Source organism: Bradyrhizobium embrapense, from assembly GCF_001189235.2.
GTDB lineage: Bacteria > Pseudomonadota > Alphaproteobacteria > Rhizobiales > Xanthobacteraceae > Bradyrhizobium > Bradyrhizobium embrapense.
In genome coordinates this window covers 1-23,635 of sequence record NZ_LFIP02000023.1, presented here as the reverse complement: position 1 = coordinate 23,635, position 23,635 = coordinate 1, and the positions used below count along the sequence as shown (strand labels likewise).

Below are 23,635 nucleotides of genomic sequence, written 5' to 3'. Positions count from 1 at the left end.
GGCTGCTGCGCAGCAGCCCCGCCATGCGGCCCTAACCCGTCAACCCGCCGTGCCGCTTCAAGCGGCCGGCACCTGTCCCTGATTTACCGTGTCTCACATCAGGGGTGCAGTTCATATCGGCGGAAATACCTTTCCCGGATATCGCTTGCGCTCCATCCGGGCTACGGGATCGCCGCTACGATTTTTCGGCCAGCGGATGCAGGTCGCGGACCAGGCTCTTCAGCCGCTCCTCGACCACATGGGTGTAGATCTGGGTGGTGGAGATATCGGTATGGCCGAGCAGGGTCTGCACGATGCGCAGGTCCGCGCCGTTGTGCAGCAGGTGGCTCGCGAAGGCGTGGCGCAGCACGTGCGGCGACACCAGCCGCGGCGCGAGGCCGGAGGCGGCCGCGAGCTCCTTCAGGTCGCGAGCGAAGTGCTGCCGGGTCAAATGGCCGCTCTCGCCGGAGGACGGAAACAGCCATTTCGATGCTGCTGCCTTCTTCGCCTTCGGCTGCATCACTTCCAGCGCGGCGAGATAGTCCGCCATTGCCTGGCGCGAGGCATCGTTGAGCGGCACCAGCCGCTCCTTGTTGCCCTTGCCGCTCACCACGATCATCCGCGCGTCGCGCCGCGCCGCGGAGACCGGCAGCGACACCAGCTCGGAGACGCGCAGGCCGGTGGCGTAGAGCACCTCGAGCAGGCAGTACAGCCGCAGCGCACGCAGCCGCTGCGCCGGCGAGACGTCGGTCTGGGTCAGCTCCCTGGCGCGGGTCAGCATGCGGTCGACATCGGCGATCGACAGCACCTTGGGCAGGCCGCGGCCGCGCTTCGGGCCGGACAGGATTGCGGCCGGATCGTCGCTGCGGACCCGCTCGTTGAGCAGGAAACGGTAGAGATGCCGCATTGCCGACAGCCGCCGCGCCACGCTGGTCGACTTGAAGCCGCGCGTATCGAGGTCCGCCAGATAGCCGCGCAGCGCATCGGTATCGGCGCTGGTGAAATCGGCGCCGGCATGGGCGAGATAGCCGGAGAAATCGGTGAGGTCGCGCCGGTAGGCGTCGAGCGTATTGCGGCCTGCGCCCTGTTCCGCGGCGAGCATGTCGAGGAACAACGCGGTCAGCTTGGCGTCGGAGGATTTTGCACGGGTCTTCTTGGCAGCAGCGGTCATGCCAAGACTCATAACGCCTATTTCTTGAGGAACTTATCCGGCGGGATGGTCACGCTCATTTCCCGCGGCTTCGGGTGCACGAAGTTCGCCAGCGCGAAGACGATGCCGTAGCCGATCCCGAAAATCACGGCGACGACCGTCAGGAAGCGGAACAGACTGGGCATGGAGGCGACTCGGGCGGCGAATTAACCAATGAAATCATCCAACATGTTCCCCGCGCGGTTGCAAGAGTCGCTGGTAACGGTATCGCCGCGGGTAGTATAGGTTGCTCGAATTCTGAACAAATCGTCCCAATATCCGAGTTTTTTGATGTCCGACGCAGCCGTCCCGGCGCCCATCCACCCGACCCTGGAGGCCGAAATCACGGCCGCGCTGGGGCCGCGGTCGATCGTGCTGGTCGGTATGATGGGCGCCGGCAAGTCGACCATCGGCCGGCGGATGGCGGCGCGGCTCAAGCTGCCGTTCACCGATGCCGACACCGAGATCGAGACGGCGGCGGACATGACGATCCCGGAGATCTTCGAGGCCCATGGCGAGCCGTATTTTCGCGACGGCGAGGCGCGGGTGATCGCCCGCATCCTCGACAACGGCCCGGTCGTGCTGGCGACCGGCGGCGGCGCCTTCATGCGCGAGGAGACCCGCAAGCGGATCAGCGACAAGGCGATTTCGATCTGGCTCAAGGCCGACAGCGATATCATCATGCGCCGGGTCCGCCGCCGTGCCGACCGCCCGCTGCTGCAGACCGCCGATCCCGAGGCGACCGTCAACCGGCTGCTCAGCGAGCGCGAACCGGTCTACCAGAACGCCGATCTGACGATCGCCTCGCGCGACGTGCCGCACGACCGCATCGTCGACGAATGCCTCGAGGCCCTGCATGCGCATCTGTGCGGCGTGCGTCCGGCCGGCGAGCCACCACCTGATGGATTGAACGCGACCCCATGACTGCGCCCTTGAAACACTCCGCCTCCGTTACTGTCGACGTCGCGCTCGGCGACCGCGCCTATGACATCGTCATCGGCCGCGACGTGCTGGCCTCGCTGGGCGAACGCGTCGCAGCGCTGCGGCCCGGCGTGCGCACTGCCATCGTCACCGACCGCACCGTTGCCAGGCACTGGCTGGAGCCGGCCGAGGCGTCGCTGGCGGCCGCAGGCGTGCCGACATCGCGGATCGTCGTCGAGGAGGGCGAGGGCTCGAAGAGCTACGCCACGCTGACGGAGGTCAGCGAGGCGCTGATCGCGGCGAAGATCGAGCGCAACGATCTGGTGATCGCGCTCGGCGGCGGCGTGGTCGGCGATCTCGCCGGATTCGCGGCCGCGATCCTGCGCCGCGGCGTCGATTTCGTGCAGGTGCCGACCTCCCTGCTCGCGCAGGTCGATTCCTCGGTCGGCGGCAAGACCGGCATCAACTCGCCGCAGGGCAAGAACCTGATCGGCGCGTTCCACCAGCCAGTGCTTGTCATCGCCGACACCTCAGTGCTCGACACGCTGTCGCCGCGCCAGTTCCGCGCCGGCTACGCCGAGGTGGCGAAATACGGCATCCTCGGTGACGAGGCGTTCTTCGGCTGGCTCGAAAAGAACCACGCCGACATTTTCTCGGGCGGCGCCGGGCGCGAGCACGCGATCGCGACTTCCTGCCGCGCCAAGGCCGGTGTTGTTTCCCGCGACGAGCGCGAGACCGGCGAGCGCGCGCTGCTCAATCTCGGCCACACCTTCGGCCATGCGCTGGAGGCCGCGACCGGCTTCTCGGATCGCCTGTTCCACGGCGAGGGCGTTTCGGTGGGCATGGTGCTGGCGGCGGAATTCTCGGCAAAGCTCGGCATGATTTCATCCGACGATGCGGGGCGCATCGCGCGTCATCTTGCCGCGGTAGGATTGCCGACGCGGTTGCAGGATATCGCGGGCTTCACCCAGGAAGGGCTTGCCGATGCCGATGCTCTGTTGGCGCTGATGGCGCAGGACAAGAAGGTCAAGCGCGGCAAGCTTACCTTCATCCTGCTCGAGGCGGTCGGCCGCGCCGTGATTGCCAACAATGTCGAGCCACAGCCGGTGCGCGACTTCCTGCAAGCCAAGCTGAAGGCTTAGATTTGAGCATGATCTTCTCGGAAAACCGCTACACACTTTTCCGGATCAAGCTCTAGCCACGGATCAAGCCAGTGGGATGGTTCACCTTCGCGATCGTGCTGCTCTGTCTGCTCGTCTCCGCCTTCTTCTCGGCGAGTGAGACGGCGCTGACCGGCGCCTCGCGCGCCAGCATGCTGCGGTTGTCCAAGCAGGGCAACAGCGAAGCCACGGTGGTCTCGAGCCTGATGGCGATGCGCGAGCGGATGATCGGCGCGCTGCTGCTCGGCAACAATATCGCCAATATCGGCGCCTCCGCGCTCGCCACCGGGATCTTCACCGCCTGGTTCGGCGATGTCGGCGTGCTTTATGCCACCGGTGTGATGACGGTGCTGGTGGTGATCTTCGCGGAAGTGCTGCCCAAGACCGTCGCCATCAATGCGCCGGACCGGGTGTCGCTGCTGGTGGCCCGGCCGATGCGGTTGACGGTGTTCGTGCTCGGCCCGCTTCTCACCATCATCGAAGGAATCGTCCGCGCCCTGATGCGGCTGCTTGGGATCAAGATCGGCGCGCACCAGGCCATCCTGTCGCCGACCGAACGCCTCCGCGGCGCGGTCGATCTGTTGCATCACGAAGGCAAGGTCGAAAAGCAGGATCGCGACATGCTCGGCGGGTTGCTCGACCTCAGCGAGCTGCAGGTCTCCGACGTGATGGTCCATCGCACCGAGATGACCACGGTCAACGCGGATCTGCCGCCCGAGGAACTGGTGCGCGAGGTGCTGGCGAGCGAATACACCCGCATCCCGCTGTGGCGCGAGAAGCCGGAGAACATCGTCGGCGTGCTCCACGCCAAGGATCTGCTGCGCGCGATGCGCGCCAATGAAGGCGACATGTCCGCGATCGATGCCTCCGCGATCGCGCTGCCGCCCTGGTTCGTGCCGGAGATGCGTCCGGTCTCCGAACAGCTGAAGGCGTTCCGCCGCCGCAAGACCCACTTCGCCCTGGTCGTCGACGAGTATGGCGAGGTCGAAGGCATGGTGACGCTGGAGGACATCCTGGAGGAGATCGTCGGCGACATCTCCGACGAGCATGATGTCGTCGTCGCCGGCGTGCGTGCCCAGCCGGACGGCTCGGTCGTGGTCGACGGCTCGGTGCCGATCCGCGATCTCAACCGCGCGATGGATTGGCGCCTGCCGGACGAGGAGGCGACCACGGTTGCCGGTCTCGTGATCCACGAGGCACGCTCGATCCCGGAGCGCGGCCAGAGCTTCACCTTCCATGGCTTCCGCTTCCGCGTGCTTCGCCGCGAGCGCAACCGCATCACCGCGCTGCGCATCGTCGCCGTCCCGCGCGAGGCCACCGAGCTCGAGAAGCCGAAGCGGGCGGGGACGGCGTTCTAAGTTCGCGTAGGCGAGCTGCCTGCACCGTCACCCCGGCGCAAAGGCTTCGCCTTGTCGCTGGAGGAGACGCTACGCGCTCCGCAGGATGACGGGTCTTGTGGATGTGCCTCGCTACTCGATATCGATCGAGATGCCCGACAGCTTCCACGCGCCGTCGGAGGGGATGAAGCCGAGCTGATACTTCACCTGCTTGGGTGTGGTGTCGAAATGGCCCTTCAGCCGCAGCACGCCCTTGTCGTCGATCTTGACGTCCTCATCGAGCACGATCGGCTTGGCCACGACGGCGTCGAACACGGCGTGCTTGTCGACCAGATCCTTGAAGATGGTCTTCAGCTTGTCCGGCGAAAACTGGTCGCGGAACGGTTTTGAGATCTTGGCGTGGAACGCGGTGAAATTGTTCGCGGCCACCGCGTCGTTGAGCGAGACCAGGATACTCTTGATCAGCACCTCCTGGACGAACGGGCTCGGCATATCCAGCGCCGAGGCCGGACGCATTGCGCAGATCAGGAGCAGGCCGGCGGCGGCGACAATCGACCGGAAACGTGGCCAGCAAGGGATCATCAATGGCCCCATATCAAGCGTGGCGATACGATCCATCATTCACCTGCTCACACCGGGAGCAGGTCCGTCGCCGGATGGCTCTATCCTCATAACGGAAAACCGCTGCTTCGTCTTGAGCCAAGCGCGCGCTAGCGCGGCTTTTCCCCGGGGCCGTGGGCGTGGATCGCCAGCGCATGCACCGAGCCGGCGAGTTCCTGCGCCAGCGTCGCATTTATCATGCGGTGACGTTCGATCCGGCTCTTCCCTTCGAAGGCCGGAGACACAATATATAGCCTGAAATGCGTCTCGCCGCCTGGCCTGTGACCGGCGTGGCCCTCATGCAGATGTGACTCATCGACCACGTCGAGGCTTTCGGGCAAGAAAGCTTCACGCAACTTGTTTATGATAACGTCCTTGGCGCTCATGGCGGCGGAGTTAGGTCCGCGACGGCTTTTCGTCAATGGTGCAAGCGGGAAACGAGGTCTGCGCAATGTCAAGACTTGAAGATTTGTGCATTGCGTAGTCAAAGAGAACATGCCGATCGATTCATCAAAATTCTTCGACTCCATTCGCATCAAGCCGACCAAGGTGAGTGCGAAGCGCCAGGCGCAGGCCGGCGAGCAGGCCGTGACCTGCGAGTGGGCGGGTTGCCAGAACAAGGGCGCGCACCGCGCCCCGAAGGGGCGTGAGAACTCGCGCGAGTATTGGCACTTCTGTCTCGATCACGTCCGTGAGTACAACCAGTCCTACAATTTCTTCCAGGGCATGAATCCCGACGATGTCGCGCGCTACCAGAAGGATGCGCTGACCGGTCACCGTCCGACCTGGAAGATGGGCGCCAACAACGGCAAGAAGGAGAGCGGTCTCGACGCCGCCTCCGATCCATTCCACGTGTTCTCCGAGCTCAACGGCCGCGGCCGCTGGCGGCCCGGACCGGGTGGCGCGGAGCCCAAGCCCGAGACGCGCAAGGTCATGAATGCCGAGCGCAAGGCGCTGCTGGTGATGGGCCTCGGCGCCGGCGCGACGCTCGAAGACGTCAAGTCGAAGTACAAGGCGTTGGTGAAGCAGCACCACCCCGACGCCAATGGCGGCGACCGCTCCACCGAGGATCGCCTGATCGAGATCATCAAGGCGTATAATTATCTGAAGACCGTGGTGCGCGAGGCGTAGGCCGTCCGTGCGCGTGGCCTCCACTTCCCCTTGAAAAGGGGAGGTCGCTTTGCTCGCCAGAGCAAAGCGGGTGGGGATCTGGTCTCCCCGCATGCGGTGTCGTTCGTGGCTGACCCCCATCCCGACCTTCCCCCTTTCAGGGGGAAGGAGAAGATCTCGTAGCCCGGATTACGCTTTCAGTCCTTCGGCACTGCCCCGACATACGAAGAGCTCGGCCGGATCAGCCGGCCGGTGCGGCGCTGCTCCAGCGCGTGCGCGGTCCAGCCGGCGGCGCGGGCCACGGCGAAGACCGGCGTGAAGGCCTGCCGCGGGATCTCCAGCGCATCGAGCAGGATCGCGGTGAAGAACTCGACATTGGTCTCCAGCGGCCGCTCCGGATTCTTCTTGCGCAGCGCCTCGCGGATATAGGTTTCGACCTCGGCGGCGAACGGCAGGTCGGCGCCGTTGGCCTCGAGACGCTCGATCGCGACCTTGAGCACGTCGGCGCGCGGGTCGCGCACGCGATAGACCCGGTGGCCGAAGCCCATCAGCCGCTCGCCGTGCGCCAGCGCACCGTCGACCCAGGGCTTGATGCGCTCGCGGGTGCCGATGGCATCGAGCATCTCGAGCACCGGCTCCGGCGCGCCGCCGTGCAGCGGCCCGGTCAGCGCGCAATAGCCGCCGGTGATGGCCGCGAACAGATCGGCCTGGGTCGAGGCGATCACCCGCGTGGTGAAGGTCGACGCATTCATGCCGTGATCGCACACCGTGACGAGATAGGCGTCGAGGGCTGTGACCTCGCGCGGCGCGGCCCTGCGGCCCAGTAGCATATGCAGTGTGTCGGCGGCGTGGCTGGCATTCGGATCGGGTGCGATCGGCGCATGCCCCTTGGCTTGCTGCACCAGCGCACCCGCGATCACCGGGAAGGCGCCGACGATGGTCGCCTCATGCTCCAGCCCGTTCTCGCCGCGCAGGCCGGCGATCGCGGCGCGGAAGCCGTCGACAACAGACATGCCGCGCGTCGCCGGCAGCAGGTCCGGCAGGCGCGCGAAGGCGCGTTCGCGGGCCGCGCCGAGGCTGGCGCGGACATTGGCCTCGCTCAGCGACTTGCCGGTGGCACCGTTCCACAGCCGCGCCGTCACGCCCTCGAAGCTCGACTTGCCTGCGAGGTTGGCGACGTGTTCGCCGGCGATGATGAGTTCGCCGCGCTCGCCGTCGACATGGCTCAACACGGTCTCGGCCGCGGGGACGCCGTCCAGACCGATCTGGCTCTTGGTGAGAATCATGTTCATGGCCCGATCTCCTTGTTTCACGCCTTTCAAGGTCGGGCCTCTCGACGAGTTGATCAATCTTGATTATATAAATCAATATGAAAAAATCCGCCGAGCTGTACCTCTCCGCCCGCGAGGCCGCCGCCGAGCTCGCGATCTCGCCGGCGACCCTCTACGCCTATGTCAGCCGCGGCCTGATCCGCTCCGAGCCGTCACCGGACTCGCGCAGCCACCGCTACCGCGCCGAGGACATCCGGGGCTTGAAGGAGCGCCGCGTGCCGTCGCCGGAGCCGCGCGGGTTTCGCAATTTCGATGCCGACCTGCCGGTGATGGATTCGGCGATCGCCACCATCACCGAGCAGGGCCCGATCTATCGCGGCGTGAACTGCGTCGATCTCGCCGAGCGCGACACGCTGGAGCATACCGCGACGCTGCTGTGGGACGTCACTGGCGTCGATCCGTTCGCATCGGACAATTGCCCGCATGTCTCGGATGAAATGCGGGCGATCGCCGAGGCTGCGCGGCGGTCCCAGCCGATCGACCGGACGGTCGCGGTGCTGGCGCTGGCGGCGAATGCCGATCCCGGCGCCTTCACCCGCGCGCCCGATGGCCGCGCGATGGTCGGCGGGCGAATCTTGCGGCTGCTGGTCGCGACCATGCTGAACGCTGCGCCGTCGGCCGAGCCGCTGCATGAGCAGGTGGCGCGGGTCTGGACGCCGGACAACAAGCACGCGCCCGACCTTGTTCGCCGCGCGCTGGTGCTGCTCGCCGATCACGAATTGAATGCCTCCACTTTCACCGCGCGCTGCGCGGCGTCGACCGGCCTCAATCTGTACGACGCCGTGATTGCGGGGCTCGTCGCGCTGAAGGGGCCGATGCATGGCGGCGCCGGCGTGCTCGCCTCGCGCCTCGTCAAGACCATGATCGACAACGACGTTGCGCCCGTGGTCCGCGAGCGGGTTGCGCTCGGCGAGCGTTTCCCCGGCTTCGGGCACGGCGTCTACAAGAAGGGCGATCCGCGCGCGATCTCCCTGCTTGAGGCCCTGACGCGGGCCGGCGCGCCGCGCAAATTCACCCGGGAAGTGCCTGATAGAATCGCGGAGGCAACCGGCGAGTTCGTCAACATCGATTACGCGCTGGCGGTGCTGGTGCATGCGCTGCGGATGCCCGCCGGCAGCGAGCTCGCGCTGTTTGCAATGGCCCGCAGCGTCGGCTGGGTCGCGCATGCCAGCGAGCAGCTGCAACTCGGCAAGCTGATCAGGCCGCGCGCGCGTTATGTCGGTCCGGCACCGGGGCGCGCCGGCACGACCAATAGCATTTAGCTCTTATTCTGCCGGCTTGGACGGTTCGATGAGGCCGCCGCCGTGCCGCCGGCGGATGGTCCAGATCGCCAGCGTCAGGATGATCGCGCCGCCCGCGACCGCAAACATCCACAGATGCTTGCCGACATGCTGATGATGCGGCAGGCCGGCATAGTCGTGCAGCGCGGTGACCGCGAGCACGCCGGGCAATACATGGGCCGGCGCCCAGAGCAGGATCGCGGGAATGTTGACGGCGTAGAAGCGCTGTGGCGGCATGTCGAGCGCGCCGGCGGTGATCGGCACGAAGGCGCGAATCGGCGGCACGAAGCGGGCGAAGAACACCGCGAGCACGCCCCAGCGGTTGAAGAAGGCCTCGCTTTGCGCGACCACGCGCGGATAGTTGGAGAGCGGCCAGGCCGACAGGATCTCGCGCTGGCTGCGGTAGCCGATCAGATAGGCCGTGCCGTCGCCGAGCATCGCGCCGGCGGCCGCGGCGGCGAGCACCGGCACGAGCTTCAATTCGCCGCCCGGGACCAGCGCGCTCAGCGCCAGGATGATGGTCGAGCCCGGCACCAGCGAGCCGACCACTGGAACGGCTTCCAGCAGGGCGGCCAGAAACAGCGTCAGATAGGCAAGCCAGGCATGGGCCGAAACGAACGCAATCAATGGGTCAAGGAACGTGGTCACAGAATCCCTGGGTGGCGATGAAACAGGCTCGAGAGCTAACAACTCCCCGCCGGGCTGAAAAGTGCCTGGCCGAATAGGCCGACGTGGCGCTGCGGCGAAAGTACGGCGGGATTTGCAGAGCAGCCTTCCAAAAATCGGGTTTCGCGCCTATCTTTATGATACAACGACGGAACTTTGATTTGCCCGTGGGCTTCTGCCGGCCGACGCTCTCTGCTAGGCTTGTGCATAGCACCCCATCCGCAGCCAAATGACCTAAATCTGGTTTCGGGAATGCCCGGGACCTCGGAGGATGAATGACGACGGCCGTCCAGACCAAAGCGCAAGAACCCGTCGGTTTACCCGACATGAAGGTTTCGGTTCGGCAGGTCTTCGGGATCGATAGCGATCTGGAAGTTCCGGCCTATTCCGAAGTCGATCCGCATGTGCCGGAAGTCGACAGCGACTATCGCTTCGACCGCGCCACCACGCTCGCGATCCTCGCCGGCTTTGCCAAGAACCGCCGCGTGATGGTCACCGGCTATCACGGTACCGGCAAGTCGACGCACATCGAGCAGGTTGCGGCCCGCCTCAACTGGCCCTGCGTGCGCGTCAACCTCGACAGCCACATCAGCCGTATCGACCTCGTCGGCAAGGACGCCATCGTGGTCAAGGAAGGCAAGCAGGTCACGGAATTCCGCGACGGCATCCTGCCCTGGGCGCTGCAGCACAACATCGCGCTGGTGTTCGACGAATATGACGCCGGCCGCCCGGACGTGATGTTCGTGATTCAGCGCGTGCTGGAAGTCTCCGGCCGCTTGACGCTGCTCGACCAGAACAAGGTGATCAAGCCGCATCCGGCGTTCCGCCTGTTCTCGACCGCCAACACGGTCGGCCTCGGCGACACCTCGGGCCTCTATCACGGCACCCAGCAGATCAACCAGGGCCAGATGGACCGCTGGTCGATCGTCACCACGCTGAACTACCTCGCCCATGATGAGGAAGTCGAGATCGTGCTGGCAAAGGCGAAGCACTATCGCACCCAGGAGGGGCGCGACATCGTCAACAAGATGGTGCGGCTGGCGGATCTCACCCGCAACGCGTTTGCCAATGGCGACCTGTCGACGGTGATGAGCCCGCGCACGGTGATCACCTGGGCCGAGAACGCCGACATCTTCAACGACATCGGCTTCGCGTTCCGCGTCACCTTCCTCAACAAGTGTGACGAGCTGGAGCGGCCGCTGGTCGCCGAGTTCTACCAGCGCTGCTTCAACGTCGAGCTGCCGGAATCCTCGGTCAACGTGGCGCTCAGCTAGTCCATGCCGAAAATCTCCGTCGAGCGCACAGTCACACAGACGAAGAAGGCGGTGCTCGGCGGATTGCTCCGCTACAACAACGAGAAAATGGGGAAGCAGAAGTACAAGCGCTTCGCCATCTCGCTGCGGCAAGGCGACAAGATTGTCGGCGGCATCGTCGGCGAGGTCTGGACCGCGGTGTTGTTCATCCAGCTGTTCTGGATGGAGCAGAAGTTTCGCAACAAGGGTTTTGGCGCGAAGCTGATCAAGGCGATCGAAGACGAGGCGCGGCGCTTCGGAGCCACGCAATCCTATCTGGATACGATGAGCTTCCAGGCGCCGGGCTTCTACCGCGCCAATGGATATAAAGAGTTCGGTTCGATTGAGGGGTATCCCGGCGGCGTCACGCGCCACTGGTTTACGAAATCGCTATGACAACCTCCAATATCAAATTCCGTCCCGGATCGAAGGAAGCGCCGACCGAGCCGTTCAAGCGCTCGGTGTCGGCGTGCCTGAAGGCGATCGCCAAGAAGCCGGAGCTCGAGGTCTCTTTCGCCGCCGAGCGGCCGGGGCTTGCGCCCGGCAAGGCGCGGCTGCCGGAGCCGGCGCGCAAGATGACCAAGCGCGATGCGGCGATCGTGCGCGGTCACGCCGATTCGATCGCGCTGAAGATCGCCTGTCACGATCCCAAGGTGCATCGCAAGCTGATGCCGGGCAATCCGCAGGCGCGCGGCGTGTTCGAGGCGGTCGAGCAGGCGCGCGTCGAGGCGATCGGCTCGCGGCGGATGGCCGGCGTCGCGAAGAACCTCACCGCGATGCTCGACGATCATTTCCACCGCGGCAAGTATGACGAGATCACCGATCGCGCCGATGCGCCGCTGTCGGATGCGCTGGCGATGCTGGTGCGCGAACGCCTGACCGGCATGGCGCCGCCCGCGGCCGCCAAGAAGATGGTCGATCTCTGGCGTCCGACGCTGGAGGACAAGATCGGCTCGCGGCTCGACCAGCTCAGCCGCTTCACCGAGGACCAGGCCAGGTTCGGCGACATGGTTCACGATCTGCTGTCGGCGCTCGATCTCGGCGACGACCGCAACATGGATTCCGACGACGACGATGACCAGGACGAGAACCAGGACGGCGAGAACGATCAGTCCGGTGCCGAGGGCTCGCCCGATTCCGACGCCGCGCAGGAGATGAGCGCCGACCAGGCCCAGACCTCTGCGGAAGAGATGAGCGAAAGCGCGATGGAGAGCGCGCAGGCCTCCACGTCGGACACGTTCGACGACGGCGAACTCGGCGACGACGAGACGCCGGGCGAGGCGACGCGGCCGAATTCGCGCGGCCAGAACGAGCCGCGCGGTCCGGAATATCACGCGTTCGCACCGAAGTTCGACGAGGTGATCGCAGCCGAAGATCTCTGCGACCATGATGAGCTGGAGCGGCTGCGCTCCTATCTCGACAAGCAGCTCGCGCATCTGCAGGGCATCGTGGCGCGGCTCGCCAACCGCCTGCAGCGCCGCCTGATGGCGCAGCAGAACCGCGCCTGGGATTTCGATCTCGAGGAGGGCATCCTCGATCCGGCGCGGCTGTCGCGCGTCGTCACCGATCCCTATCATCCGCTGTCCTTCATGCACGAGAAGGAGGCGACCTTCCGCGACACCGTGGTGACGCTGCTGCTGGATAATTCCGGCTCGATGCGCGGCCGTCCGATCACGGTTGCCGCCACCTGCGCCGACATCCTGGCGCGCACGCTGGAGCGTTGCGGCGTCAAGGTCGAGATTTTGGGCTTCACCACCCGCGCCTGGAAGGGCGGGCAGTCGCGCGAGGCGTGGCTTGCGGCCGGCAAGCCGGCCAATCCCGGCCGCCTCAACGATCTCAGGCACATCATCTACAAGTCGGCCGACGCACCGTGGCGCCGCGCGCGCAAGAATCTCGGCCTGATGATGCGCGAGGGCCTGCTCAAGGAGAACATCGACGGCGAGGCGCTCGACTGGGCGCACAAGCGCCTGCTGGCTCGTCCCGAGCAGCGCCGCATCCTGATGATGATCTCGGATGGCGCGCCGGTCGACGACTCCACGCTGTCGGTCAATCCCGGCAACTATCTCGAGCGGCATCTGCGCCACATCATCGAGGAGATCGAGACCCGCTCGCCGGTCGAGCTGATCGCGATCGGCATCGGTCATGACGTGACGCGCTACTATCGTCGCGCCGTCACCATCGTGGATGCCGAAGAGCTTGGCGGCGCCATCACTGAAAAGCTCGCCGAGCTGTTCAGCGAGACCCACGGCTCGGCACCCACGCCGGGCGCGCGGCGTCGCCTCCACTCGTGAGACATGCGCTCACATTCTAGCCGCCGCCATCTCCTGAGAGATATGGCGGCGGGTCTATCGGCCGTTGTGCTGCCGCGCTTCGCGCAGGCGCAAGGCGTGACGCAGCCGACGCCGGGACCGCCGGGCAGGCCGGGCCGACACCGCGTTGACGAACCCGCCGCGGTCGAGGTCAACGCACGGCCGTTGCCGTCGTTCGATATCCGCGATCGCGCGCGGGTGCGGTTCGGCGCGCTGGAGTATCGCAGCGGTCTGATCCTGACCTCGTCGTTCTCCGGCTTCGGCGGCCTGTCCGCGCTGCGGCTCGATGCCAAGGGCGAACGCTTCATTGCGGTCAGCGACCAGGGCACCTGGTTCACCGGCCGCATCGTCTATCGCGGCCGCGACATGGTCGGGCTCGACGATGTCGATGCGGCGCCGCTGCTCGACGCCCACGGCAAACCGATCACCGCCACCCGCGGCTGGTATGATTCGGAATCGCTCGCACTCGACGGCGCCATTGCCTATGTCGGGCTCGAGCGGGTCAACCAGGTGCTGCGCTACGATTTCGCCACGGGCTTCACCCGCGCGCGCGGCGAGGTGGTGCCGCTGCCGCCGGCGGCGCGCAAGCTGCCCATCAACAAGGGGCTCGAGGCGCTCGTCTTCGTGCCCAAGGTCATGTCCAAGGCCACGCCGCCGAGCCAGCCGCTGGCCGGTACGCTGATCGCGCTCTCCGAACGTGGGCTCGATGCCGGCGGCAACCTGATCGCCTTCCTGGTCGGCGGCAAGACGCCGGGCCAGTTCAGCGTCCGCCGCACCGAGAATTTCGACATCAGCGACGCCGTCCTGCTGCAGTCGGGCGATCTGTTGATCCTGGAGCGGAAATTCTCCTGGCTCGGCGGTGCCGGAATTCGCATCCGCCGCCTCGCTTTGTCCGACATCGCGCCCGGCGCCGTGGTCGATGGTCCGGCGATCTTCAATGCCGATCTCGGCAATGAGATCGACAACATGGAAGGCATCGATGCCCATGTCACCGATGAGGGCGAGACCGTGCTGACCATGATCTCCGACGACAATTTCTCCCTGATCCAGCGCAATTTGCTGCTGCAGTTCACGCTGGTCGACTGAGGCCAGGCCGGCCGGCCACCGTTATCGCATTGCTGATCTGCCCCGGCCCGTTCGGCGCCGGCGACGGTTGGTGATCGCGCAGGCCGCCTCTATCTTATCGTGGCCTGTTCCCCGATCCTGGATGTCCCTGCATGAGCACCCTGTTTTCCCCGATCGAACTGCGCGGCCTCAAGCTCTCCAACCGGATCATGGTCTCGCCGATGTGCCAGTACTCGGCCGAGGACGGCTCCGCCAATGATTGGCACTTCACCCACATCAACATGCTGGCGCTGTCGGGCGCCGCGATGTTCTGCATCGAGGCCACCCATGTCGAGGATATCGGGCGGATCACGCCGGGTTGCCTCGGCCTTTACAGCGATGCCAACGAGGCGGCGCTGAAGCCGATCCTCGCCTCGGTGCGCAAGCATTCGAAGGCTGCGGTCGCGATGCAGCTCGCCCATGCCGGCCGCAAGGCTTCCAGCCAGCGCCCGTGGGAGGGCGGCCAGCTGATCCCGATCGCCGAAGGCGGCTGGCAGACGGTTGGACCGTCTGCTGTCCCGCATAAGGAAAGCGAGGCTGCGCCGCTGGCGCTCGATGACGCCGGCCTGAAGCGCATTCGCGATGCGTTCGTCGCGTCAGCGAAGCGCGCCGACCGACTCGGCATCGACGCGCTCGAGCTGCACGGCGCGCACGGCTACCTGCTGCATCAGTTCCTGTCTCCGATCGCCAACAAGCGGACCGACCGCTATGGCGGCTCGCTCGAAAACCGCATGCGCTTCCCGCTGGAAGTATTCGACGCGGTGCGTGCGGTGTTCCCTCATCACAAGCCGATCGGCATGCGGGTGTCGGCGACCGACTGGGTCGAGGGCGCCTGGGACCTCGCGCAGACCATCGAATTTGCCAAGGAGCTGAAGACGCGCGGGGTCGACTGGATGGACGTTTCTTCCGGCGGCGTGTCGCCGCTGCAGAAGATTCCGCTCGGGCCGGGCTACCAGGTGCCGGCGGCGCAGGCGGTGAAGGAGGCGACCGGCATCACCACGATGGCGGTCGGCCTGATCACCGAAGCGAAGCAGGCCGAGGAGATCGTTACTTCGGGGAAGGCCGACATGGTCGCGCTTGCCCGCGGCATGCTCTACGACCCGCGCTGGGGCTGGCACGCCGCCGCCGAGCTCGGCGGCGAGGTCAGCGCGCCGCCGCAATACTGGCGCTCGCAGCCCTCGACGCAGAAGGCGCTGTTCGGCAAGACCACGTTCGGGACGCGGTAGGATCGCGACGTCGTCATTCCGGGCTGGTGCGTCAGCCCGAGGCCCGGAATCTTGAGATTCCGGGTTCGATGCTGCCCCGTCGCCCCGAAATGACGTTGCGATTCATCTGGCCATTGTTCTGCCGTGGCCAGTGCAGCTACTCTCCGGAGCGCGTGCGGAAGACACGCTTCGAACAAAGAGAGGAAACCCATGGAACTCGGATACTTCGCGATGCCGTCGCATCCGCCGGAGTGCGGATTGAAAGAGGGCCACGATTGGGACCTGCAGGTGCTGCGCTGGCTGGATGAACTCGGCTATCAGGAAGCCTGGATCGGCGAGCACCACACCGCGCCCTGGGAGCCGCATCCATCGCCCGATCTGCTGGTGGCGCAGGCGCTGCTGCAGACCAAGAACATCCGCATCGGACCCGGCGGATTTCTGCTGCCGTATCATCACCCGGCGGAGCTCGCCAACCGCGTTGCGATGCTCGATCATCTCTCGAACGGCCGATTGAATTTCGGCGTCGCGGCCTCGGGCCTGCCGAGCGACTGGGCGATGTTCAATGTCGACGGCATGTCGGGTCAGAACCGCGACATGACCCGCGAGGCGCTCGAGATCATCCTGAAGATGTGGACCGAGCCGGGCCCGTGGACCCACAAGGGCAAGTTCTGGACGGTGACCAAGCCGGACACGATGTTCGATTTCCTCAAACCGCACATCAAGCCGCAGCAAGCGCCGCATCCGCCGATCGGCGTCGCCGGCCTGTCGAAGAATTCGGACACGCTCAAGCTCGCCGGCGAGCGCGGCTTCATCCCGATGAGTCTGAACCTCAACCCTGCCTATGTCGGCAGCCACTGGGACTCGGTCGAAGCCGGCGCCGCCAAGACCGGCCGCAAGCCGAGCCGCAAGGATTGGCGGATGGTGCGCGAGGTGTTCGTCGCCGACACCGACGAGGAGGCGTGGAGGCTGTCGACCGGCGACATGATGGGCCGGATGATGGGCGAGTACTTCCTGCCGCTGCTCGGCCACTTTGGCTTCAAGGATTATCTGAAGGCCTCGCCCGACGTGCCCGACAGCGACGTCACGGTCGAATATTGCGCCCGCAACAACTGGATCGTCGGCTCGCCCGCGACCGTCACCGAGAAGATCGAGACGATCTATCGGGAGGTCGGCGGCTTCGGCGTGCTGCTGGTGTTCGGCTTCGACTACAAGCACAAGCCCGAGGCCTGGCACAATTCGCTGCGGCTACTCAAGCAGGAGGTGTTGCCGAAGCTGAAGCACCTCGATGCCTCGGTCGGCCGCGCGGCGTAGGCTTTGCGGGGCGAAGAAGAGTGCGGGACAGCAACGCTGCCCCGCACTTCATGTCGATCGCCAATCGCAATGGCCTGACGCGGGCTGCGCCGAGCAGCGTAGTGGTGGCGGATTCGATTGCTACCTTGGATCGATAAATAGTCATTCTGTGCCACGACAGATGTGAGCTGCCGCATAAAAACGTCACGAGGTCGCGGCCATTTGAGAGGTGACGGCTTTCGCGCTGCTGCGAAAAGGCCTAGCCTGACAGTGGCGCAATTCATTGATGAGGCACAGCAATGCGCAGCCGCGTCAGAAAATTTGCCCATGTCCTGGAGCGCTTCGGTCTTGCCCTGGCGGGAGCTGCAAGCGGTCTGTTCGTCGCCATCCATGTCGGCTCGAGCGTGTCGGCGCTGACCTCGCAGGCGTTCCTGCTGATCATGATGCTGGGCGGCGCGATCGGATTCTATCTCGGGATCGACACGCCGCCAAAGCTGTTCCATCCGAAGGACGCGGCCTCGACGCGCAAGATCGACGCAGCGGAGTTGCTGAGCGCGATCGGCACTTTCCTCGCGACGATGGTCGCGTTCTTCTCGGTCGGTGTCGTCGTGCTGCGCAGCGAGCCGGACATCGCCTGGACCGCGGCGATCATGGCGGGCTGGGTGCTCGGCGTCGCCATGCAGATCGTCGCCGGTACGATCGCCCGCACCCGGGTGTGATTACGCGCTGCGCGACACGCCCAACCCTGCGAGATGCGTGTCGACGAACTCCGCGAGGCGCTCGCGCAACATCTCCGGCGGCACCGCAACCATGCGCTCCTCGAGGCCGAGCGAGATGATGCCGTGGACCGCGGAGAACATCATTCGGGACAGCAGCGCGACGTCGTCGGGATCGCGATCCGGCAACAGCCGCACCAGCGGTGCATGCATCAGCGCGAACGCATCCATCACCATCGCCAGGATATCGTCCGGAAACGGCCGGTCGTCCTCCATCCGGTGCTCGAACAGCGCGCGCAGCAGGTTGGCGTGTTCGGTGGCAAAGCCGAGATAGGCGTCCGCAAGCCCGTGCAACTGGCGGAGCGGATCGCCGGCCGGGATTGCCTTGAGCCGTGCGGTCAGGGCCTGCACGGTCTCCCGGTTCACGGTCAGGATCAAACCGTCGAAGTCGCCGAACTCATTATAGACGCTGCCGATGGAGCAGCCGGCGGCCTCGGCGACATCGCGAACCCTCAATGATATCAAGCCTTTAGATGCGATATAGCGGCGCGCGATCTCGATCAGCAGAGCTCGCCGCTGAAGTTTTTTCCGGTCTCGTCGCGATTCGTCTTGAACAATGTTCATTTTCGAGCTACCAATCTTGAGCGTTGCTCAAATTGACGTAGGAGCCACTCACATGCAGAGCCTAGCACTTCAATTGCCCACCACCTTTGTCGATGACGCGATCGAGCTCGTGACGGGCTTCGGCCGCGCCATCTTCGCCCTGGCGACCGCCCCGATCGAGCGGATCGCCCGCGCCTGCGACGTCGCAGGTGTCCTGGAGCAGCGGCGCGCCGACCGGCGCGCACCGCGCCCGGCGGTTCAGCGCGGCCGCCGGCGCAAGTCGCGCCGCTGCCGCTGGTCGCCGTTCGGCGGCTTGAGCGACCTGACCTGACGCGCCCACTCCGCAATTGTCGCCGAAACCTCAACAAAGCGCTCACCATGTCCCTCGCGAGCCCGTTTCGAAGTCGACTGATCACAACCCTGGATAAGGTCTCGTACATTTCTGCCGGGCATGGTCGCGGCGCCCGGCGCGGGCCGATCTGGGCCGCTTCGAACCGATACGTTGCGGATAAGACTAAAGGCTGCGGGATCTCCGTCATTTTCACCACGCCCATCATTCTCTGCCATTCGAATTCGCAGACCTGTCAGCGCCGTGCGCGCTAACCCAAGGAACCGGTCATGATCAAGGAATTGATGACGTCCCGCCGCTTTGCGCCGCTGTTCTGGTCGCAGTTCTGCTCGGCGTTGAACGACAACGTGCTGAAGAACGCGCTGGTTATCATGCTGCTGTATGGCATCGCCAACGAGCAGGGGCCGGCGCTGGTCCAGCTCGCCGGTGCGGTGTTCATCGCGCCGTTCTTCGTGCTGTCGGCGCTCGGCGGCGAGCTCGCCGACCGCTACGTCAAGTCCGTCGTCGCGCGCCGGCTGAAGTTCTTCGAGATCTTCGCCGCGGCTTTTGCCGCCGCCGGCTTCTTCACCCATTCGATCCCGCTGCTGTTCATCGCGCTGGCGCTGTTCGGCATCGTGGCCGCGCTGTTCGGCCCGGTGAAGTACGCTGTGCTTCCTGATCAGCTCTCGGTTTCCGAACTCGCGACCGGCAACGCGCTGGTCGAGGGCGCGACCTTCATGGCGATCCTGATCGGCACCATCGCGGGCGGGCTGTTCGTCGCCGGCGCCAGCCACATGGGCTGGATCTGCGCCGCCGTGGTCGGCCTGTCGGTGCTGTCGTGGGGATTTGCATCGCGCATTCCGGTGACGCAGCCCTCCGCGCCCGATCTGCCGATCACCAGGAATCCCTGGACCTCGACGGTGCGCCTCTTGAAGTCGCTCTATGCCGAGCCGCGGCTGTGGGACGGCATGGTGATCGTGTCCTGGTTCTGGATGGTCGGCGCGATCGTGCTGTCGCTGTTGCCCGCGCTGATCAAGGAAGGCGTCGGCGGCACCGAGGGCGTGGTCACACTGTGCCTCGCCGTGTTCGCGATCGGCATCGCCGCCGGCTCGCTGTTCGCCGCGCAGCTGAGCCACGTCCGCCCGAATCTGGCGCTGGTGCCGATCGGCGCGATCGTGATGGGCGTGGTCGGCCTCGACCTCGCACTTGCGATCGCCACCACCTCGCTCGGCAAGGACGTCTCTGCGGCTGCGTTCGCGACCTCGCTCAGTGGCTTCCGCATGCTGGCCGACTTCTTCCTGTTCGCCTTCGGCGGCGGCCTGTTCGTGGTGCCGTCATTTGCCGCCGTGCAGGCCTGGACCGCGCCGTCTGAGCGCGCCCGCATCATCGCCGCCGGCAACATCCTGCAGGCCGGCTTCATGGTCGCTGGCGCGGTGTTCGTCGGCGCGCTGCAGGCTACCGGTCTGCCGATCGCCTGGATCTTCTTCGGCCTTGCGATCGCGAGCTTCGGCACCGTCTGGTTCGTGCTGACCAAGTGGGGCAAGGAGGGCGTGCGCGATTTCGGCGCGCTGCTGTTCCGTGCGCTGTTCCGGCTCGAAGTGCGCGGCATGGAGAACCTGCCGCCCGCAGGTACGCGCATGCTGATCGCGCCGAACCATGTCAGCCTGGTCGACGGCCCGCTGCTGCACGCCATGCTGCCGATCGATGCCAGCTTCGCGGTCGACACCGGCATCGCAAAGGCATGGTGGGCCAAGCCGTTCCTGAAGATGATCAAGCACTGCACGATGGATCCGTCGAAGCCGCTGGCCGCGCGCGACCTGATCAAGCTGGTCGCCGCCGGCGAGCCGGTCGTGATCTTCCCGGAAGGCCGCATCACGGTCTCCGGTTCGCTGATGAAGGTCTATGACGGCACCGCGATGATCGCCGACAAGGCCGACGCCGTCGTCGTTCCGGTCCGCATCGAGGGCGCGCAGCGCTCGCATCTCAGTTATCTGAAGAACGGCGAGATCAAGCGCTCCTGGTTCCCCAAGGTGACGATCTCGATCCTGCCGCCGGTGAAGCTGCCGGTCGACCAGTCGTTGCGCGGCAGGGCGCGCCGCAACGCCGCCGGCGCCGCGCTGCAGGACGTCATGATCGACGCCATGGTCCAGAACGCGATGCTCGACCAGACCCTGTTCGAGGGCCTTGGCCACGCCTGTCGTGACCGCGACACCGGCAAGCCGATCATCGAAGACGCGCTCGGCACCAAGCTGACCTATCGCAAGCTGATCCTCGGCGCGCAGGTGTTGAGCCGCAAGCTCGAGCAGGGGACTTCAGTGGGCGAGAATGTCGGCGTGCTGTTGCCGAACTCGGCCGGCGTCGCCGTCGTCTTCATGGCGCTGCAGACCATTGGCCGCGTGCCGGCGATGCTCAATTTCTCGGCAGGTCCGGTCAACGTGCTGGCCGCGATGAAGGCGGCGCGGGTGAACACCGTGCTGACCTCGCAGGCCTTCATCGAGAAGGGCAAGCTCGACAAGCTGATCGCGGCGATCGGTCAGCAGGCGCGCGTCGTCTATCTCGAGGATGTGCGCGGCGGCATCAGCCTGTCCGACAAGATCGCCGGCTTCCGCGCCGGCATCGCGCCGCGCGTTGCCCGTAACGCCAACGATCCCGCCGTCATCCTGTTCACCTCGGGTTCGGAAGGCACCCCGAAGGGCGTCGTGCTGTCCCACCGCAACATCCTCGCCAACGCGGCGCAGGCGCTGGCGCGGGTCGATGCCAATGCCAACGACAAGGTGTTCAACGTGCTGCCCGTGTTCCACTCGTTTGGTCTCACAGGCGGCATGATGATGCCGCTCCTCGGCGGCATTCCGATCTTCATGTATCCGTCGCCGCTGCACTACCGGATCGTGCCCGAGCTGATCTACCAGACCGGCGCCACCATCCTGTTCGGCACCGACACCTTCCTCACCGGCTACGCCCGCTCGGCGCATGCTTACGATTTCCGCACTCTGCGGCTGGTGATTGCCGGCGCGGAAGCGGTGAAGGAGCGCACAAGGCAGATCTACATGGAGCGCTACGGCATCCGCATCCTCGAAGGCTACGGCGTCACCGAGACCGCGCCGGTGCTGGCGATGAACACGCCGATGGCCAATCGCCAGGGCACCGTCGGCCGGATCTCGCCGCTGATGCAGTATCGCCTCGATCCGGTCCCCGGCATCGCGGAAGGCGGCCGCCTGTCGGTCAAGGGCCCGAACGTGATGATCGGCTATCTCCGTGCCGAGAATCCCGGCGTGCTCGAGCCGCTGCCGGACCGCTGGCACGACACCGGCGACATCGTCACCGTCGATGCGCAGGGCTTCATCGCGATCAAGGGCCGCGCCAAGCGCTTCGCCAAGATCGCCGGCGAGATGGTCTCGCTGTCGGCGGTGGAGGCGATGGCGACGGCGCTGTGGCCGCAGGCGATGTCGGTCGCGGTCACGCTGCCCGATCCGCGCAAGGGCGAACGCATCGTGCTGCTCACCACGCAGAAGGACGCCGACCGCGCCGCGATGCAGCGCCAGGCCAAGAGCGTCGGCGCCTCCGAGCTCGCGGTGCCGGCCGACATCCGCGTCGTCGACAAGGTGCCGCTGCTCGGTACCGGCAAGACCGATTATGTCGGCGCTACGGCGCTGGCCAAGGAACTGGCCGCGGCTGCAACAGCGCCCGCGCCGCAGGCGGATGAGAATACCGACGCGGCCGAGGCCGAGCCGTCGTCGCTGCAGCAACACGTTGCCTGAGCTTTGGCATGATGGTTGTGCTTTTCGGGAGCATGTTGTCAGATGGACGGCAACTGCTCCCGAGAAAGCACGATCATGGTTCTTCCCCTCGACCCCGTCATCGAAAAGATCATCCCGCTGCTGCCGCTGCGTGATCCCGCAACCATGACGCCGCAGAGCTGCCGCGACCAGCTGCGCGCGCTGGCCGAGGCGCGCAAGGCGGTGCCGCCGCCGCCGGTCGATGTCGCTGACGATATCGAGGTGCAGGGCGCCGCGGGCAAGCTCGGCGCACGGCTCTATCGCAGCGGTCGCGGCACGGCGCCGACCGTGATCTTCTTCCACGGCGGCGGCTGGGTCGCCGGCGATCTCGAGACCCATGACCGCCAGGCCCGCAACCTCGCGATCGAGACCGGCGCGGTGGTGATCTCGGTCGATTACCGCCGTCCGCCGGAGACGCGCTTTCCCGGCGCATTCGAGGATGCCTTCGCCGCGATCCGCGACGTCGTCGCGCGCCTCAGTGACTTCGGCGGCGATCTCTCCCGCGTCGGCGTCGCCGGCGATTCCGCGGGCGGCAACCTCGCCGCGACCACGGCGCTGGCCTGCCGCGACGCCGGCATCAGGCTCGCCGGTCAGCTCTTGGTCTATCCCGTCACCGATGTGGTCGGCCATTATGCCGATGCAGGCGAGAACGCCAAGTTCCCGTCGCGCGAGGAGAATGCCGAGGGCTACTTCCTGACGCGCGCGACGATGCAATGGTTCGCGGGGCATTATCTCGCGGACAAGGCTGATGGCGCCGACTGGCGCGTCTCGCCCCTGCGTGCGAGGAGCCTTGCCGGCGTCGCGCCGGCGGTGGTCACGACCGCATGGTTCGACCCGCTGCGCGACGAGGGCCACGCCTATGCGAAGGCGTTGCAGGCCGCAGGCGTGCCGGTCGCGTATCACACGGGCGAGGGGCTCATCCACGGCTATTTCGGGCTCGGCGACGCGTCGGACGCCGCACGCGCCGAGGCACAGCGGGCGCGGGCGGATTTTCGGGTGCTGCTGGAGAAGGGGGTGTAGCGCCTCCCTTGCGCTCCCGCGGGGGCACCTGCGGGAGGTGCGTCCCCAAAAAATCGAAAAACAACCCCATGCACAGTAGCCGGCGGCGGTGGCCGGCGTTCGACCAGGGCCTGTCCGTAGCGGGTGAAGATGTCGTGTTTTTGTAGCTCGTGATCTGTCGCCTTCGTTTGTGATTTTGCAGGGGAGCCGGAAGGCGTGGACGGCTTTCCCTGATTGATCATGCCACGGTTGTTGCGGCGGTTTTAGCGCTGGTTGTGTGTTTCTTTGTTCGACTTGAAGCCCGTTTCTCCGCCCCGACCCGCGCAATCTCGACGGCGGCGCGCGCAGGAGCGGTCAAGGACGCGCGCTTGCGCGCCCGCCAGGGCTTGTCCTTGACGGCTGCGAGCACGCTGCCAGGCTGGGGCGAGGCTGGGGCGCGT

23 protein-coding genes are annotated in these 23,635 nt (G+C 65.9%); 15 read left to right on the top strand and 8 right to left on the bottom strand.

Annotation, left to right across the window (positions count from 1 at the left end):
* Positions 1 to 175: 175 nt before the first annotated feature.
* Positions 176 to 1,150, bottom strand: a complete 975-nt coding sequence (gene xerD, locus AKN83_RS37820) for a site-specific tyrosine recombinase XerD (RefSeq protein WP_050405943.1) — start codon at positions 1,148 to 1,150, stop codon at positions 176 to 178.
* 17 nt (positions 1,151 to 1,167) lie between these two features.
* Positions 1,168 to 1,314, bottom strand: coding sequence for a hypothetical protein (locus AKN83_RS37815; RefSeq protein WP_050405944.1), 147 nt, complete (start codon positions 1,312 to 1,314; stop codon positions 1,168 to 1,170).
* A gap of 145 nt (positions 1,315 to 1,459) precedes the next feature.
* Here AKN83_RS37815 and AKN83_RS37810 point away from each other — a divergent pair, with 145 nt between their 5' ends.
* The 3 genes from AKN83_RS37810 to AKN83_RS37800 all read left to right on the top strand — a co-directional run bounded on the left by AKN83_RS37810 (position 1,460) and on the right by AKN83_RS37800 (position 4,607).
* Positions 1,460 to 2,092 (top strand): shikimate kinase, encoded by a 633-nt coding sequence (locus AKN83_RS37810; RefSeq protein WP_050405945.1) that lies wholly within the window; start codon positions 1,460 to 1,462, stop codon positions 2,090 to 2,092.
* Positions 2,089 to 3,231: a 3-dehydroquinate synthase gene (aroB, locus tag AKN83_RS37805; protein WP_050405946.1), complete on the top strand. Its 1,143-nt coding sequence runs from the start codon at positions 2,089 to 2,091 to the stop codon at positions 3,229 to 3,231. Before AKN83_RS37810 ends, aroB begins: the two co-directional genes overlap by 4 nt.
* A 71-nt stretch (positions 3,232 to 3,302) precedes the next feature.
* Positions 3,303 to 4,607 (top strand): HlyC/CorC family transporter, encoded by a 1,305-nt coding sequence (locus tag AKN83_RS37800; protein WP_050405947.1) that lies wholly within the window; start codon positions 3,303 to 3,305, stop codon positions 4,605 to 4,607.
* Positions 4,608 to 4,718: 111 nt separating this feature from the next.
* Here AKN83_RS37800 and AKN83_RS37795 read toward each other — a convergent pair whose 3' ends face one another.
* Together AKN83_RS37795 and AKN83_RS37790 are read right to left on the bottom strand one after the other, a co-directional pair.
* Positions 4,719 to 5,207 carry a hypothetical protein gene (locus tag AKN83_RS37795; protein ID WP_244522247.1) on the bottom strand — a complete coding sequence of 163 codons (489 nt, stop codon included), beginning with the start codon at positions 5,205 to 5,207 and terminating at the stop codon, positions 4,719 to 4,721.
* An 89-nt stretch (positions 5,208 to 5,296) separates the two neighbouring features.
* Entirely contained in the window at positions 5,297 to 5,572 is a 276-nt protein-coding gene (locus tag AKN83_RS37790) for a BolA family protein (RefSeq protein ID WP_050405948.1), read from the bottom strand.
* A 109-nt stretch (positions 5,573 to 5,681) separates the two neighbouring features.
* On the opposite strand from AKN83_RS37790, the gene AKN83_RS37785 reads away from it, so the two are divergent.
* The gene (locus AKN83_RS37785) at positions 5,682 to 6,317 is read left to right on the top strand and encodes a J domain-containing protein (protein WP_021082239.1); all 636 of its coding nucleotides are present in this window, start codon (positions 5,682 to 5,684) and stop codon (positions 6,315 to 6,317) included.
* Between the two features lie 176 nt (positions 6,318 to 6,493).
* On the opposite strand, the gene AKN83_RS37780 is transcribed toward AKN83_RS37785, so the two are convergent.
* Entirely contained in the window at positions 6,494 to 7,588 is a 1,095-nt protein-coding gene (locus AKN83_RS37780) for a citrate synthase/methylcitrate synthase (RefSeq protein ID WP_050405949.1), read from the bottom strand.
* 77 nt (positions 7,589 to 7,665) lie between these two features.
* Here AKN83_RS37780 and AKN83_RS37775 point away from each other — a divergent pair, with 77 nt between their 5' ends.
* Entirely contained in the window at positions 7,666 to 8,889 is a 1,224-nt protein-coding gene (locus AKN83_RS37775; RefSeq protein ID WP_050405950.1) for a citrate/2-methylcitrate synthase, read from the top strand.
* 3 nt (positions 8,890 to 8,892) lie between these two features.
* On the opposite strand, the gene AKN83_RS37770 is transcribed toward AKN83_RS37775, so the two are convergent.
* Complete coding sequence (locus tag AKN83_RS37770) at positions 8,893 to 9,555, bottom strand: DedA family protein (RefSeq protein WP_050405951.1); 663 nt, start codon at positions 9,553 to 9,555, stop codon at positions 8,893 to 8,895.
* Positions 9,556 to 9,848: 293 nt separating this feature from the next.
* Here AKN83_RS37770 and cobS point away from each other — a divergent pair, with 293 nt between their 5' ends.
* The 7 genes from cobS to AKN83_RS37735 all read left to right on the top strand — a co-directional run bounded on the left by cobS (position 9,849) and on the right by AKN83_RS37735 (position 17,492).
* Positions 9,849 to 10,847 carry a cobaltochelatase subunit CobS gene (gene cobS, locus AKN83_RS37765; RefSeq protein ID WP_050405952.1) on the top strand — a complete coding sequence of 333 codons (999 nt, stop codon included), beginning with the start codon at positions 9,849 to 9,851 and terminating at the stop codon, positions 10,845 to 10,847.
* Between the two features lie 3 nt (positions 10,848 to 10,850).
* A complete protein-coding gene (locus AKN83_RS37760) occupies positions 10,851 to 11,261 on the top strand; it encodes a GNAT family N-acetyltransferase (protein WP_050405953.1) in 411 nt (136 codons plus the stop codon).
* Positions 11,258 to 13,156, top strand: a complete 1,899-nt coding sequence (gene cobT / locus AKN83_RS37755; RefSeq protein ID WP_050405954.1) for a cobaltochelatase subunit CobT — start codon at positions 11,258 to 11,260, stop codon at positions 13,154 to 13,156. The genes AKN83_RS37760 and cobT overlap by 4 nt, the downstream gene beginning before the upstream one ends.
* Positions 13,157 to 13,159: 3 nt before the next feature.
* Positions 13,160 to 14,260: an esterase-like activity of phytase family protein gene (locus tag AKN83_RS37750; RefSeq protein WP_050405955.1), complete on the top strand. Its 1,101-nt coding sequence runs from the start codon at positions 13,160 to 13,162 to the stop codon at positions 14,258 to 14,260.
* Positions 14,261 to 14,391: 131 nt separating this feature from the next.
* A complete protein-coding gene (locus AKN83_RS37745; RefSeq protein ID WP_050405956.1) occupies positions 14,392 to 15,504 on the top strand; it encodes an NADH:flavin oxidoreductase/NADH oxidase in 1,113 nt (370 codons plus the stop codon).
* A gap of 189 nt (positions 15,505 to 15,693) precedes the next feature.
* Positions 15,694 to 16,794 (top strand): LLM class flavin-dependent oxidoreductase, encoded by a 1,101-nt coding sequence (locus AKN83_RS37740; RefSeq protein ID WP_063695753.1) that lies wholly within the window; start codon positions 15,694 to 15,696, stop codon positions 16,792 to 16,794.
* Positions 16,795 to 17,072: 278 nt separating this feature from the next.
* Complete coding sequence (locus tag AKN83_RS37735) at positions 17,073 to 17,492, top strand: hypothetical protein (RefSeq protein ID WP_050406131.1); 420 nt, start codon at positions 17,073 to 17,075, stop codon at positions 17,490 to 17,492.
* Here AKN83_RS37735 and AKN83_RS37730 read toward each other — a convergent pair whose 3' ends face one another.
* Positions 17,493 to 18,113 carry a TetR/AcrR family transcriptional regulator gene (locus AKN83_RS37730; RefSeq protein WP_172803683.1) on the bottom strand — a complete coding sequence of 207 codons (621 nt, stop codon included), beginning with the start codon at positions 18,111 to 18,113 and terminating at the stop codon, positions 17,493 to 17,495.
* 52 nt (positions 18,114 to 18,165) lie between these two features.
* Between AKN83_RS37730 and AKN83_RS37725 the strand changes: the two genes are divergently transcribed.
* From AKN83_RS37725 to AKN83_RS37715, 3 genes are all read left to right on the top strand, one after another.
* Complete coding sequence (locus AKN83_RS37725; protein ID WP_050406132.1) at positions 18,166 to 18,423, top strand: hypothetical protein; 258 nt, start codon at positions 18,166 to 18,168, stop codon at positions 18,421 to 18,423.
* 287 nt (positions 18,424 to 18,710) lie between these two features.
* The gene (locus AKN83_RS37720; protein ID WP_050406133.1) at positions 18,711 to 22,178 is read left to right on the top strand and encodes an acyl-[ACP]--phospholipid O-acyltransferase; all 3,468 of its coding nucleotides are present in this window, start codon (positions 18,711 to 18,713) and stop codon (positions 22,176 to 22,178) included.
* A gap of 75 nt (positions 22,179 to 22,253) precedes the next feature.
* The gene (locus AKN83_RS37715) at positions 22,254 to 23,216 is read left to right on the top strand and encodes an alpha/beta hydrolase (protein WP_050406134.1); all 963 of its coding nucleotides are present in this window, start codon (positions 22,254 to 22,256) and stop codon (positions 23,214 to 23,216) included.
* A gap of 217 nt (positions 23,217 to 23,433) precedes the next feature.
* Here the strand turns inward: AKN83_RS37715 and AKN83_RS40985 are convergent.
* On the bottom strand, positions 23,434 to 23,635 hold a 202-nt coding region (locus AKN83_RS40985; RefSeq protein WP_206600836.1), incomplete at its 5' end, for a hypothetical protein.